Origin of the sequence: Pseudomonas sp. UYIF39 (assembly GCF_029963765.1) — a bacterium.
Classification (GTDB): Bacteria; Pseudomonadota; Gammaproteobacteria; order Pseudomonadales; family Pseudomonadaceae; genus Aquipseudomonas.
The window spans coordinates 55,608-68,698 of sequence record NZ_JALBYU010000023.1 but is presented as its reverse complement, the minus strand read 5'-3'; the positions used below and the strand labels follow the sequence as shown (position 1 = coordinate 68,698).

Annotated in this window: 10 protein-coding genes, 4 tRNA genes and 2 pseudogenes; 11 read left to right on the top strand and 5 right to left on the bottom strand. The window is 56.4% G+C overall.

Annotation, left to right across the window (positions count from 1 at the left end):
- Positions 1–80: 80 nt before the first annotated feature.
- The 6 genes from alaS to MO767_RS24725 all read left to right on the top strand — a co-directional run bounded on the left by alaS (position 81) and on the right by MO767_RS24725 (position 4,899).
- On the top strand, positions 81–2,705 hold the full coding sequence (gene alaS / locus MO767_RS24750; RefSeq protein WP_282482675.1) for an alanine--tRNA ligase: 2,625 nt from the start codon (positions 81–83) through the stop codon (positions 2,703–2,705).
- A 91-nt stretch (positions 2,706–2,796) separates the two neighbouring features.
- Positions 2,797–4,038 (top strand): aspartate kinase, encoded by a 1,242-nt coding sequence (locus MO767_RS24745; RefSeq protein ID WP_129437628.1) that lies wholly within the window; start codon positions 2,797–2,799, stop codon positions 4,036–4,038.
- Between the two features lie 187 nt (positions 4,039–4,225).
- On the top strand, positions 4,226–4,414 hold the full coding sequence (gene csrA / locus MO767_RS24740) for a carbon storage regulator CsrA (RefSeq protein ID WP_002554426.1): 189 nt from the start codon (positions 4,226–4,228) through the stop codon (positions 4,412–4,414).
- A 62-nt stretch (positions 4,415–4,476) separates the two neighbouring features.
- Positions 4,477–4,567, top strand: a tRNA-Ser gene (locus MO767_RS24735).
- A gap of 107 nt (positions 4,568–4,674) precedes the next feature.
- Positions 4,675–4,751 (top strand) — tRNA-Arg (locus MO767_RS24730).
- A 71-nt stretch (positions 4,752–4,822) separates the two neighbouring features.
- A tRNA-Arg gene (locus MO767_RS24725) sits at positions 4,823–4,899 on the top strand.
- Positions 4,900–4,918: 19 nt separating this feature from the next.
- On the opposite strand, the gene MO767_RS24720 is transcribed toward MO767_RS24725, so the two are convergent.
- Positions 4,919–5,437, bottom strand: coding sequence for a cell envelope protein SmpA (locus MO767_RS24720; protein WP_282482674.1), 519 nt, complete (start codon positions 5,435–5,437; stop codon positions 4,919–4,921).
- 320 nt (positions 5,438–5,757) lie between these two features.
- Here MO767_RS24720 and mgtE point away from each other — a divergent pair, with 320 nt between their 5' ends.
- Positions 5,758–7,200: a magnesium transporter gene (mgtE, locus tag MO767_RS24715; RefSeq protein WP_282482673.1), complete on the top strand. Its 1,443-nt coding sequence runs from the start codon at positions 5,758–5,760 to the stop codon at positions 7,198–7,200.
- A 105-nt stretch (positions 7,201–7,305) separates the two neighbouring features.
- On the opposite strand, the gene MO767_RS24710 is transcribed toward mgtE, so the two are convergent.
- Positions 7,306–7,632 carry an Arc family DNA-binding protein gene (locus MO767_RS24710; protein WP_003178899.1) on the bottom strand — a complete coding sequence of 109 codons (327 nt, stop codon included), beginning with the start codon at positions 7,630–7,632 and terminating at the stop codon, positions 7,306–7,308.
- A gap of 386 nt (positions 7,633–8,018) precedes the next feature.
- Here MO767_RS24710 and phnN point away from each other — a divergent pair.
- Positions 8,019–8,592 (top strand): annotated as a pseudogene (gene phnN / locus MO767_RS24705) (phosphonate metabolism protein/1,5-bisphosphokinase (PRPP-forming) PhnN).
- Here the strand turns inward: phnN and MO767_RS24700 are convergent.
- Positions 8,567–8,746: a PA3371 family protein gene (locus MO767_RS24700; RefSeq protein ID WP_282482672.1), complete on the bottom strand. Its 180-nt coding sequence runs from the start codon at positions 8,744–8,746 to the stop codon at positions 8,567–8,569. The pseudogene phnN and the gene MO767_RS24700 overlap by 26 nt on opposite strands.
- Before the next feature lie 22 nt (positions 8,747–8,768).
- Complete coding sequence (locus MO767_RS24695) at positions 8,769–9,002, bottom strand: hypothetical protein (protein WP_282482671.1); 234 nt, start codon at positions 9,000–9,002, stop codon at positions 8,769–8,771.
- 292 nt (positions 9,003–9,294) lie between these two features.
- On the opposite strand from MO767_RS24695, the gene MO767_RS24690 reads away from it, so the two are divergent.
- Positions 9,295–9,371, top strand: a tRNA-Arg gene (locus tag MO767_RS24690).
- 374 nt (positions 9,372–9,745) lie between these two features.
- Here the strand turns inward: MO767_RS24690 and MO767_RS24685 are convergent.
- Positions 9,746–10,510, bottom strand: a pseudogene (locus MO767_RS24685) (transposase); the annotation flags it as partial.
- Positions 10,511–10,709: 199 nt separating this feature from the next.
- Here MO767_RS24685 and MO767_RS24680 point away from each other — a divergent pair.
- Positions 10,710–12,314: a tetratricopeptide repeat-containing response regulator gene (locus MO767_RS24680; protein ID WP_282482670.1), complete on the top strand. Its 1,605-nt coding sequence runs from the start codon at positions 10,710–10,712 to the stop codon at positions 12,312–12,314.
- The gene (locus tag MO767_RS24675; protein WP_282482669.1) at positions 12,311–13,003 is read left to right on the top strand and encodes a HAMP domain-containing sensor histidine kinase; all 693 of its coding nucleotides are present in this window, start codon (positions 12,311–12,313) and stop codon (positions 13,001–13,003) included. The genes MO767_RS24680 and MO767_RS24675 overlap by 4 nt, the downstream gene beginning before the upstream one ends.
- The last annotated feature ends 88 nt before the right edge of the window (positions 13,004–13,091 follow it).

The following is a 13,091-nucleotide window of genomic DNA, read 5'->3' as shown; positions in this document are numbered from 1 at the left end:
TATAATGCGGCCCTTTGCCGTCGCTTCGTCTGTTGACGTTTCGCACAGGCCTTTGGCCGCAGCCTCCGTGGAAGAACCTAATGAAAAGCGCAGAAATCCGTGAAGCCTTCCTTCGCTTCTTCGAAGAGCAAGGCCACACCCGTGTAGCCTCCAGCTCTTTGATTCCGGGCAACGACCCAACCCTGCTGTTCACTAACGCGGGGATGAACCAGTTCAAGGACTGCTTCCTGGGCCAGGAAAAACGCGCGTACACCCGCGCGGTCAGCAGCCAGAAATGCGTGCGCGCCGGCGGCAAGCACAACGACCTGGAAAACGTCGGTTATACCGCCCGTCACCACACATTCTTCGAAATGCTGGGTAACTTCAGCTTCGGTGATTATTTCAAGCGTGACGCGATCACCTACGCCTGGAACTTCCTGACGTCTGACAAGTGGCTGAACCTGCCGAAAGAAAAACTCTGGGTCACTGTCTACGCCAGCGATGACGAGGCGTACGACATCTGGACCAAGGAAATCGGCGTTCCGGCCGAGCGCATGGTTCGCATCGGCGACAACAAAGGCGCGCCGTACGCGTCCGATAACTTCTGGACCATGGGCGATACCGGCCCGTGCGGTCCTTGCACCGAGATTTTCTACGATCACGGCGCCGACATCTGGGGCGGCCCACCGGGCTCGCCGGAAGAAGACGGCGACCGTTACATTGAAATCTGGAACAACGTGTTCATGCAGTTCAACCGCACCGCCGATGGCGTGTTGCACCCGCTGCCTGCCCCGTCGGTTGATACCGGCATGGGCCTGGAGCGGATCAGTGCCGTGCTGCAACACGTTCACTCGAACTATGAAATCGACCTGTTCCAGAGCCTGCTGAGCGCATCGGCCAAGGCCATCGGTTGCACCAACGACAATCAGGCGTCCCTGAAAGTCGTCGCCGACCACATTCGTTCGTGCGGTTTCCTGATTGCCGACGGCGTGCTGCCGTCCAATGAAGGTCGCGGCTACGTGCTGCGCCGGATCATTCGTCGCGCTTGCCGTCACGGCAACAAACTGGGCGCCAAGGGCAGCTTCTTCTACCAGATCGTTGCGGCACTGGTCGCCGAGATGGGCGAAGCCTTCCCTGAGCTGAAATCCCAGCAAGCGCACATCGAACGCGTACTGAAAGCTGAAGAAGAGCAGTTCGCCAAGACCCTGGAGCAGGGCCTGAAAATCCTAGAGCAGGATCTGGCTGAGCTCAAAGGCGACGTGGTGCCGGGCGACGTGGTGTTTAAACTCTACGACACCTACGGTTTCCCGATGGACCTGACCGGCGACATCGCTCGCGAACGCAGCCTGACCATCGACGAAGAAGGCTTCGAGCGTGAAATGGAAGCCCAGCGCGTCCGTGCCCGTTCCGCCAGCTCCTTCGGCATGGACTACAACAGCCTGGTCAAGGTTGATGTGGCCACCGAATTCACCGGCTATGAAGCGACTAAAGGTTCGGCGAAAATCGTTGGTCTCTATAAAGATGGCCAGTCAGTCGACGTACTCAGTGAAGGCGAAGATGGTGTGGTTGTACTGAACCAGACGCCGTTCTACGCTGAATCCGGCGGTCAGATTGGCGACTGCGGTTTCCTTCAGGTCGGCAACGCGCGCTTTGACGTACGCGACACCACCAAAACCGGTGGCGCCTTCTTGCATCACGGCGTGCTGGCGTCGGGCAGCCTGACCATCGGCGCGCCGGTAGAGACTCATGTTGATGCCGAAGTGCGTCACGCGACTTCGCTGAACCACTCGGCGACTCACTTGCTGCACGCGGCATTGCGTCAGGTGTTGGGCGAGCACGTTCAGCAGAAAGGCTCGTTGGTCGACAGTCAGCGCCTGCGCTTCGACTTCAGCCACTTCGAAGCCATCAAACCTGAGCAGTTGAAGGCTCTGGAAGACATCGTCAACGCCGAGATTCGCAAGAACTCCGAAGTTGAAACCGAAGAAACCGATATCGAAACCGCCAAGCAGAAGGGCGCCATGGCGCTGTTCGGCGAGAAGTACGGCGACAATGTGCGCGTACTGAGCATGGGCGGTGATTTCTCCGTCGAGCTGTGCGGTGGTATCCACGCCAACCGTACCGGCGACATCGGCCTGCTGAAGATTATCAGTGAAGGCGGTGTGGCTTCCGGCGTGCGTCGTATCGAAGCGGTCACTGGCGCCGCGGCGCTGGCATACTTGAACGCTGCTGAAGAACAACTCAAGGAAGCGGCCAACATGGTCAAGGGGAGCCGCGACAACCTGATCGACAAGCTGTCGGCTGTGCTGGAGCGCAACCGTCTGCTGGAGAAGCAACTCGAGCAGTTGCAGGCCAAGGCTGCCAGCGCGGCGGGCGACGATCTGTCGGCTTCTGCCCTGGATGTCAAAGGCGTGAAAGTGCTGGCCGTGCGTCTGGACGGTCAGGACGGCAAGGCGCTGCTGGCGCTGGTCGATCAACTGAAAAACAAACTCGGCCGCGCAGTGATCCTGCTCGGCAGTGTCCATGAGGAAAAGGTCGTTCTGGTTGCAGGCGTAACCAAAGACCTGACTGGCCAACTCAAAGCCGGTGATTTGATGAAGCAAGCCGCTGCGGCAGTGGGCGGGAAGGGCGGTGGTCGTCCAGATATGGCGCAAGGCGGTGGTACTGACGCTGGCGCACTGGATGCGGCATTGGCCCTGACTGTTCCATTTGTAGAGCAGGGTTTATAAGGCAGTGTATCCGGCCCGCAGTCTAGTGGCGGGCCCGAACGCTGTTTGAGTGATTATTTGGGCGCCCTTCATGGGCAGAGGCGGCTTTGAAATGGCTTTGATCGTACAGAAATTTGGAGGCACCTCGGTCGGCACTGTCGAGAGAATCGAGCAGGTCGCCGACAAGGTTAAGAAATTCCGCGAGGCCGGCGATGACCTGGTGGTTGTGCTGTCTGCAATGAGCGGCGAAACCAACCGTCTGATCGATCTGGCCAAGCAAATCAGTGGCGACGGCCAACCAGTTCCTCGTGAGCTGGATGTAATCGTCTCCACCGGTGAGCAGGTGACGATTGCGCTGTTGGCCATGGCGCTGATCAAGCGCGGCGTGCCAGCGGTATCTTACACAGGCAGTCAGGTGCGGATTCTGACGGACAGCGCTCACAATAAAGCGCGTATCTTGCAGATTGATGAACAGAAGATTCGTGGCGATCTGAAGGCCGGTCGTGTGGTTGTTGTCGCCGGTTTCCAGGGCGTCGACGAGCACGGCAACATCACCACCCTCGGTCGTGGCGGTTCCGACACCACCGGCGTGGCCCTGGCGGCAGCCTTGAAGGCTGACGAATGCCAGATCTACACCGATGTCGACGGCGTCTACACCACCGACCCGCGTGTGGTGTCCGTGGCTCAGCGCCTGGACAAGATTACCTTCGAAGAGATGCTGGAAATGGCCAGTCTCGGTTCCAAGGTGTTGCAGATCCGTGCGGTGGAATTCGCCGGCAAGTACAACGTTCCGCTGCGCGTACTGCACAGCTTCAAGGAGGGTCCGGGCACCCTCATTACTATTGATGAAGAGGAAACCATGGAACAGCCGATCATTTCCGGCATCGCTTTCAACCGCGATGAAGCCAAGCTGACCATCCGTGGCGTGCCAGACACCCCGGGCGTTGCATTCAAGATACTCGGCCCGATCAGTGCCGCGAACATCGAAGTCGACATGATCGTGCAGAACGTTGCGCACGATAACACCACCGACTTCACCTTCACCGTGCATCGCAATGACTTCCAGGCAGCGCAAACCGTGCTGGAAAACACCGCTCGCGAGATCGGTGCCCGTGAAGTCGTTGGCGACATCAAGATTGCCAAGGTGTCGATCGTCGGTGTCGGCATGCGCTCCCACGCAGGTGTGGCCAGCCGCATGTTCGAATCCCTGGCGAAAGAAAGCATCAACATCCAGATGATCTCGACTTCGGAAATCAAAGTCTCCGTAGTGATCGAAGAGAAGTACCTGGAGCTGGCTGTGCGCGCTCTGCATACGGCATTCGAACTGGACGCACCGGCCCGTCAGGGCGAGTGATGCGTTAACCGAAGGGCGCGGTCTGACCGCGCCCTTTTGTTTTTTTGAATGGTGCGACTCGAGGCTGTTCTTTTGCTCGCGCTAGTCAATACTCAGGCATGTAGGGCTGCGATCGTTCCGGTTGTAGGTCGAGTGCCTTTTTTTTGCAGACTGTTGTCCCTGAAATGAAATGCGTGAGGAGAAAGGTATGCTGATTCTGACTCGTCGGTGCGCAGAAAGCCTGATTATTGGTGATGGCGAAATCACCGTGACCGTGCTCGGCGTCAAAGGAAATCAAGTGCGTATCGGTGTCAACGCCCCGAAAGAGGTTGCGGTCCACCGTGAGGAAATTTACCTGCGTATAAAGAAAGAGAAGGACGAAGAACCAAGCCATTAATTTTTATCGTTTTTTATGTTTGCAAACGGGGAAGAAGCTGGTTAATATACGCCCCGTGTTGCGGAGAGCTGGCCGAGTGGCCGAAGGCGCTCCCCTGCTAAGGGAGTACACCTCAAAAGGGTGTCGGGGGTTCGAATCCCCCGTTCTCCGCCATTATTTGCGTAGTACGTTGTAATCTAGCTTCTTCGGTAAGTGTTTGAAATTACTAGAAAAAGTGCTTTACATAGAGATTAAACGGCCTATAATGCGCGGCAACAAATGCACTCGTAGCTCAGCTGGATAGAGTACTCGGCTACGAACCGAGCGGTCACAGGTTCGAATCCTGTCGAGTGCACCATTTAAGAGTCATTTGCAGTAATGTGAATGACTTGGCTTCAACCAGTTGTGATCTGGTATAAAAACACAAATGCACTCGTAGCTCAGCTGGATAGAGTACTCGGCTACGAACCGAGCGGTCACAGGTTCGAATCCTGTCGAGTGCACCAAACACCAAAAAGCCCGCGTTTAACGCGGGCTTTTTGCCGTCTGGGATTTGGCTTTTCCTTTGGTGCATCCTCTCTCATCGAACTCGACGTGCGCGCTACGACCTCGCTGGGTGTTGTAACGGTAGCTCGTGGCTGAATTGCGAATACTGATCTTGTCTGGCTTGCCAAGTGCGCTCTCGACGTCCTGCTGATTCATGCCGGCAACAACCCGCTGATTGATGATCGCTTCGCGGCGTTCTTTAGCGCTGATGAGGTTTCCACATTTGTCCTCGGTCTTGCCGACGACAGTTGGATCTCTCCTTTTGATTTTCATACCTGATATTTCGCGATTCTCGGCTTCCGGCATGAGAGCGGTCACGCTGCCCGGTGTGAAGGTGCGTACATCCTGCAGCGAAAGGCTTTCTCCGGCCGCACAGCTCAACGTCGTGAAGGTAATGCTCCCGTTGGCCCCCTCGCAGCGGTGAACGGTCGTGGCAAGCGCCCAGGGCGTCGGGCAGAACAGGGTGATCAACAAAAAACAAAATGCATTGGATGGCATCAAACGTCCTCCGTGACGGTCCAACTCAAGGGTAGTCGTTACATTTTTCGTCTGTGGTGTGTTTTCTTTTCAGGATGAGTCGTCGCAGTTTTAGAGGTCAGGACTGCACTCAGCTTTGTCTTGCAACCGCTTGTTTCAGCCACGATTTTTTAACGTTTAAAACCGTCGGGCGGTGTATCATTGCGCCCGTCAGCCCCGCCGGGGCTTGTGGAATACCTCCATGGACTTACCCAGTAGTTACTCAGTACCCCGTTTTTCCAATCATGAATTGACTGATTGATCCTTCCGGCGTGCCCCGCTGCTGGGAGTGGAGTTCGCCTATGTCTGAAGTTGAAGTAAAGAAAACGCAGGAAAGCTTGCAGGACCGCCTCGCTCAAGTTGTTGAGCTGCTGCAGCGTCAGCGGGTGGTCGAAGACCTGACTCATCGCCAGGAAGGTCCGCATCATGACCGGGTCGAGAGCCTGGTTCACCGGCAAAACCTCGTCGAGTTGCAACGCAAGCTCGATGATCTGCACTCCGCCGACGTCGCCTACATCCTTGAAGCCTTGCCGCTGGGCGATCGTCTGACGCTCTGGCAATTGGTCAAGGCCGATCGCGACGGCGACATTCTGCTCGAAGTATCCGATTCGGTTCGTGAAACGCTGATCGCTGACATGGACGATCACGAGCTCCTGGCTGCGGCGAGGGACATGGACGCCGACGAACTTGCTGACCTGGCCTCCGAGCTGCCGCGAGACGTCGTCCACGAGCTGATGGAAACCCTCGATGGTCAACAGCGTGAGCGCGTCCGCTCTGCGTTGTCCTACGATGAGGAGCAGGTCGGTGCGCTGATGGACTTCGAGATGGTGACGATCCGTGAGGATGTCAGTCTCGAAGTGGTTTTACGTTACCTGCGGCGCCTCAAGGAATTGCCCGGCCACACTGACAAACTGTTCGTGGTCGATTACGACGGCGTGCTCAAGGGTGTATTGTCGATCAAGCGTTTGCTGGTCAATGACCCGGAAAAACAGGTTTCGGAAGTCATGGCCAGCGATCCGGTGAGTTTTCACCCGGACGAAGACGCCTATGACGCTGCTCAGGCGTTCGAACGTTACGACTTGATCTCGGCACCCGTAGTCGACAAGAACGGTAAGCTGATCGGCCGTCTGACCATCGACGAAATGGTCGACCTGATTCGTGAAGAGAGCGAAAACGAAGTTCTCAACATGGCGGGTCTGCGTGAAGAGGAAGATATTTTTGCGTCAGTCTGGAAATCCCTGCGTAACCGTTGGGCCTGGCTGGCAATTAACCTGATCACCGCGTTCATCGCATCCCGGGTGATTGGTCTTTTCGAAGGCTCCATCGAGAAATTGGTGGCGCTGGCGGCACTGATGCCGATCGTGGCGGGTATCGGTGGCAACTCGGGTAACCAGACGATCACCATGATCGTTCGGGCCATGGCGCTGGATCAGGTCAGCACCGGCAATACTTCGCGCCTGATGCGCAAGGAATTGGCGGTAGGTCTGATCAATGGCCTGGTGTGGGGTGGTGTGATCGGCGTCGTCGCCTATCTGCTGTATGGCAGTTGGTCTCTGGGGGTGGTGATGACCGCTGCCATGACGCTCAACCTGTTGCTGGCGGCATTGGCAGGGGTGTTGATTCCCATGACCCTGGCGCGGCTTGGGCGCGATCCTGCGATGGGCGCCAGTGTGATGATCACTGCCATGACGGACAGCGGCGGGTTCTTCATCTTTCTCGGGTTGGCGACGATCTTCCTGCTCTGACTTATCGACATTAAAAACCCGCCAATCAATCGGCGGGTTTTTTTGTGCTCGAATTTCAGGCAAAAAAAAGCCAGCGATTAAGCTGGCTTGAACTTTCGGATGAAATCAGGAAGCGTCTGCGGCCATTTCGGCATCATGCGCAATCAGCGAAACGAGAGCGTTCTGCTGACGGTGGGAGAGTTGGCGGAAGCGTTGCAGCAGTTCACGTTCGTGCAATGACAGCTCCGGGCTGTCCAGACGCATGCTCAATTCTTCGCCCAAAGCGCCTTCCTGAATAAGGCTTTGCTCAAGGCGCGCGATGATTTCGGAGTTCATGCTGCGATGATGATTGCGAGCCACCTCGGCAATGCGTTCACGCATTCCGTCTGGCAGACGTACGACGAACTTGTCAGCCGTACGGCTGGAATAAATTGCCTGTTTCAATGGGCGCATATATTTAACCGGTTAGTTCAGGGGAGCGGTTCTCGGGATTGGCCGCAGGATGTCTGATAGGACAAGCGGTCTGGCCAAATGTTCAACCTGAATTGATAGAGGCTCGCATCATGCCTCAAAGTAGCCAGTTCATTGGCGTCAATTCTGTGACAAATATTGAACTGGATAAAGGCGTTATGCCAGCACCAATTATCAGAAATGCGGACTGGTTTGGAAAGTTTGCGCTGGTCCGTATTACTGGCCGCACCCTATTGCCCGACAGGTGATGTCCTGAGACGCCTGATGGCGCATGCTGTGCAGATTCGATCAGTGTTCCTTACTTGTACAGGATAGTGGCAATTGGCCGATTTACTAGGGGAAGACGTGCCGTGCGAGGTGATTTAAAGATGGATGGCAGGCTGATTTACTTGATGGGGCCTTCTGGGTCCGGCAAGGACAGCCTCATCGAAGCCGCTCGAGAGCCGTTGCAGACGCTCAATTGTGAAGTGGTGCGTCGGGTCATCACGCGTTCGGCCGAATCAGTGGGCGAAGACGCGATTGGCGTTTCCCGGGAAGAGTTCGAGCAACGCAGAGTCGAGGGCGATTTCGCGCTGTGCTGGAACGCCAATGGCCTGGATTACGGTATTCCGATCGAAATAGATCAATGGCTCAATGACGGTCGACATGTCTTGGTCAACGGTTCTCGCGGCCATCTGGCTGAGGCGCTGCATCGGTATCCAACGCTGTTGCCGGTTCTTTTGACGGTCAAGGATGAAGTCCTGCGAGAGCGTCTGCTGCGCCGTGGTCGCGAGAGTATTGCGGAGATTGAAGCAAGGTTGCATCGCAATGGGTTATTCACGGCAGAGGGTTCAAGTGGAGATACGCGGATCCATCGCCTCGACAATTCAGGCGAACTGTCCACTACAGTTGCCAATCTGCTGGATCTGTTGAGGGGTTAACGCAGTACCGGATCAAACTTGATCTTTCGGCCGGCAATCAGCGCCAGCATAAACAGCGCACCGAACACGCCGCTGGCGATCAAAGGCAGGGTGAGGACCGTATCCTGGACCACTGACAGATGAAGAATGCCGCTCAGTAAGGCTAGGATGAAAAACCCTGCGGCTGATTTGGACATGCGGTGCTCCTGATGGGGTGATTCAAAATACCAAACGTTCTGAAGACTGAGCCGGCAGCAAAATGCCTTCCTGGCTTACCTCTTGGCTGACAAAGCTACGCTGATCGCTCATAACCGCCAGTTGAGGCGCTCTTTGCACCTGAAGGTAATGAGGCATGCGTTGAGCAACCGGCTCAACACCGCTCTCGGGGACAGAATGAAAGCCCAACAGAATCGCCAGAGCGATCGCGTTCGAGAGTAAAAGGGCGCTTTTCATGAGGCTGACCTCTATTGTTCTACGAGAACAGCTAAAGCAGCCCGCATGCCAAGAGTCTAACGCCAATTAAATCCTTTAAAAACAATGAATTAAGATATTTAGCCGACGTGCTCGCATTGCATTTTGCAATGATGGCTTTTTGTGGTGATGCAATTTGCACGGTAAACAAAGCCACACTTCTGCGGGGCGTCTGCCTACACTTAAAAAGCCCAACGGACGACATGACAAAAGCGGGGCTGCCCGTTAACATGCACGCCGTCCATCGCACCGCGTTTCTTCGTGGTCGATCTGTGTCTCAGTAGCTCAATTGGATAGAGCATCCCCCTCCTAAGGGGAAGGTTGGCAGTTCGAACCTGCCCTGGGACACCATTAATTCGTATCTCTTCGGTCACCTTCTGACAGGCATATTCACCTCGTCAGCAGGTAGCACCAAGAGGCAAAAAAGCCCCGCCGGGCAGTTCTCCGGCGGGGCTTTTTTACGCGCCATCACCCGACGATCTACATGGAAAGTCTGTCTTTGCTGTGCCTTACTCCAGACACAACTCATGGAGCGACGTCGATGCGGCGTAGAGGTACAAAATTCTGGTTATGGACCAACACGCAGTTACCCCTCCATGCGCATGAAGAGGTACTCAGCAATGGCCTGCATATCGAGGTTTCGATGAGCATTACTGCGCGGCGTTGAAGTGGGGCGCTCAGCGGGCGAGGGAGATTGTCGCGGACACCCAGGAGTTCGTCTTGCATTGATGGGGCCGAATCCAGTCGTACCGATGCATCAAGAAATGGCTGATATCGCGCTGGGCTTCTTGAGCAGTTCTGTAGCCCGCGGTCGGTATCCAGGTTGGGTGCCGGGACATCGGACTCCCGATTCAAGATGTTCGGGATATCCAACCGTTCGACCGTCGCTCGTTTATAGGCATGAGAACCTGGCTGTTTGCTCACGAGGTCAAGCTCACGCATCAAGCTGCGCACTTTGAACCGACCGAGTTGCTCACCACCGTCACGCATCAACGAGAGAAGGCTACGGCTGCCGGCAGCACTGCGACTTTGTGAGAACAACTCGCTCACCCGGCTGCGTAACCGAAGCCGTTCGACATCAGGCGTTCGGCGCTTGAGGCGGTGGGCGTAATAACTTGATCGATTGATCTCAAACACTTTGCACAGCCAATCAATCGGCTCATGGACGCTCAGCTGATTGATCAGCGCGTACGCTCGTGATCTTCCGACATCAAGAGCGCGGTAGCCTTTTTTAGTATGGATTTCTCTCGCTCAAGGCGAGCGATCCGAGCTTCCAACTCCTGAATTTTCTGCTGTTCCGGGGTCAGCGCTTTGCTCTGCGGCGTAACGCCTTTGCGCTCCTGCTGAACCTGGTCGACCCAACGGCGTAGTGCCGACTCTCCGACACCGAGTGAACGGCTGGCTTCGATGTAGCTGTAGTTTTGCTTGAGCAAGAGATCGGCAGCCTCGTGTTTGAATTCAGCAGTAAAGGAACGGCGTTGTTTGGTCATCTGACACCTCGATCTGGCGAGCATTCTCGCCTAAATGGGTGTCTGGTTTCATTAGACCACTACGGGATAATCCCGTTTTTCAATAACACCTTCAAATATTTAGCGCGTACTGAGCGGCATGACTTCTCAAGGGAACGCCACTACTGGCCGATAACCCGAACAGTGATGGTCTTCTTCTTAAATTGCCTGGAAATCTTCGATGCTGTCGTATCACCAAAAGCGTTTTTTGATCGTCGATGATTTCTCGGATTTCCGCAGTTCCGTCAGGTCCATGCTGCGCGAGCTTGGCGTCAAGGATGTCGACACCGCCGACACCGGTGAGCAGGCGCTGCGTATGTGTTCGCAGAAGGCCTACGATTTCATCCTGCAGGACTTTCACCTGGGCGACGGCAAGAAGAACGGTCAGCAAGTGCTTGAAGACCTGATGATCGAAAAGCTGATCAGCCATGAGGCCGTGTTCGTCATGGTCACAGCCGAGACCAGTCAGGCAATGGTGCTCAGTGCGTTGGAACACGAACCCGATGCGTACCTGACCAAACCGTTCAACCGTTCCGGCCTGGCTCAACGGCTGGAGCGGCTGGAGCAACGCAAGACCTTGCTCAAGCCGATTCTGCAGGCCCTTGATCGAGGCAAGCCGGTTGAAGTGCTCAATGCCTGCATCGCCTTGTGCAAACAAGACATCCGCTATTCGCCGTTGTGCCTGCGCTACCGCGCCGATGCCTTGCGCGACCTGAATCAGAACGAGGCGCTGGAGCGTCTCTATGACAGCATCATTGCTGATCGACCGTTGCCGTGGGCGTTTGCCGGTCTGGGCAAATTGCTGTTCAAACGTGGCCAGGTCGGTCAGGCCAAGGGCGTCTATGAAAAAGCCCTGAAAGTGTTCCCGATGATGCCGGCGCTCTACGACGGCATGGCCGATGTACTGGTCGCCGAAGGCGATACCAAGGCGGCCCAGCGTGTGCTGGAAGAGGCGATACGCTTGTCGCCGCTGGCGGTGCGTCGGCAAGCGCAGTTGGGCAAGTTGGCGATGGCCAACGAAGATTTCGACACCGCCTCCAAAGCCTATCGCCAGGCCGTGGCGCAGGGCGCGCAGTCACGTTTCAAGGATGCGGAGAGCAACCTTGGCCTGGCCCATGCCTTGATCAGTAAAGGCAGCGAAAAAGGCCTGGATACCCGGACTCGACTGGAAATCAACACGACGCTGAGTGCGGTGGCCAAGGAAAACCCTTCCGACCCGGGTCTGCAGATTCGTGCGAGATTGATGAAAGCCACCAGCCTGCTGCTCAACGATGCCGAAACCGCCGAGAAGCTCACCGAGCAGGCGATGATGCGCCTCGATGGCATGGAACAGTTCATGAGCGCCGAAGCGGCGCTGCTGGTGGCCAAGCAACTGCAGATGCTCGGCCAGGCCAGCGCCGGTGCCTCGATGTTGAAAAACTGCGCGGAAATCTATGGCGACGACCCGACGGTGATGAAGGGCATCGCCAAGTTGACCGACGATCCGACCATCCTCAACTCCGGCAATGCCGCTGCGGACCTCAACCGTCAAGGCGTGCGGGTGTACAAGACCGGCAACCTGGTAGAGGCGCGGCAGGTGTTCCGCAAAGCCCTGGCGCTGCAACCCAAGAACATCAGTATCGCGCTGAACATGGCGCAGTCGCTGCTGCACGGCACCGACACCGATGTCCCTTCGGCGGAGCTGGAAGAATGTCGGACGTGCCTGAAAATGGTCGGCCTGATGCCCGACACCGATGCGCGTTTTCCCCGTTATCAGAAGTTGCGAAGCAAGGCGTTTGGCGAATGAACAACAGCGAACAGGCACTCGATTTTTCCACGGTGATTGCCTCCACCGTGCACGACATGAAGAACTCCCTGGCCATGCTGATGCAGGCCCACAGCCAATGGTTGGCGCGCTTGCCGGATCCGCAACACTACACCCCGGAGCAGGGCGTGATCGAATTCGAGTTCTCTCACCTTAATGGCATGCTGGTGCAGTTGCTGGGGCTGTACAAACTCGGCGTCAACCAGATGCCGTTGCAACCGGCCTACCATGAACTGGATGACTTCATCGAAGCGCAATTGGCCTGCCACCAGGACGTGTTTGCCAGTCGCGGCATCATGGCGACCTATCAAGTGGACCCGTTGAGCCCTCTGGGTTTCTTCGACCGGGAGCTGATTGCCTCGGTGCTGGGCAACAGCATCAACAACGCCATTCGTTACGCCCGCCACGCGGTGTTGATCAGCGTCAGCGATGACGCCGGGCAATTGGTGCTGACCGTCAACGACGATGGCGAAGGTTATCCACCCGAGATGATCGAGCGTCAGGCCGATTACGTGCAGGGCATCAACCACAGCAGCGGAAGCACTGGCCTGGGCCTGTACTTTGCCGGGCGGATTGCCGCACTCCATCAACGCAACGGCGTGGGCGGACACACCGAAATCAGCAATGGCGGCCCGCTGGGCGGCGGCGTGTTCAGCCTCTATCTGCCCTGACCGGTTCTTTTTGTTGGCCGCTGCTTGATATTCCGAACAGGCGGAGCCTATTTTGTGCGGGTCGCCGTTCGCGGCTCGCACAACAACA

Bases quoted from the DNA above. Each gene is read 5' to 3' on its own strand.
- MO767_RS24710 (WP_003178899.1), bottom strand. From the start codon at position 7,632: ATGCGCCCATTGAAACAGGCAATTTATTCCAGCCGTACGGCTGACAAG.
- alaS (WP_282482675.1), top strand. From the start codon at position 81: ATGAAAAGCGCAGAAATCCGTGAAGCCTTCCTTCGCTTCTTCGAAGAG.
- MO767_RS24675 (WP_282482669.1), top strand. From the start codon at position 12,311: ATGAACAACAGCGAACAGGCACTCGATTTTTCCACGGTGATTGCCTCC.
- csrA (WP_002554426.1), top strand. From the start codon at position 4,226: ATGCTGATTCTGACTCGTCGGTGCGCAGAAAGCCTGATTATTGGTGAT.
- mgtE (WP_282482673.1), top strand. From the start codon at position 5,758: ATGTCTGAAGTTGAAGTAAAGAAAACGCAGGAAAGCTTGCAGGACCGC.
- MO767_RS24700 (WP_282482672.1), bottom strand. From the start codon at position 8,746: ATGTCCAAATCAGCCGCAGGGTTTTTCATCCTAGCCTTACTGAGCGGC.
- MO767_RS24695 (WP_282482671.1), bottom strand. From the start codon at position 9,002: ATGAAAAGCGCCCTTTTACTCTCGAACGCGATCGCTCTGGCGATTCTG.
- MO767_RS24720 (WP_282482674.1), bottom strand. From the start codon at position 5,437: ATGCCATCCAATGCATTTTGTTTTTTGTTGATCACCCTGTTCTGCCCG.
- MO767_RS24745 (WP_129437628.1), top strand. From the start codon at position 2,797: ATGGCTTTGATCGTACAGAAATTTGGAGGCACCTCGGTCGGCACTGTC.
- MO767_RS24680 (WP_282482670.1), top strand. From the start codon at position 10,710: ATGCTGTCGTATCACCAAAAGCGTTTTTTGATCGTCGATGATTTCTCG.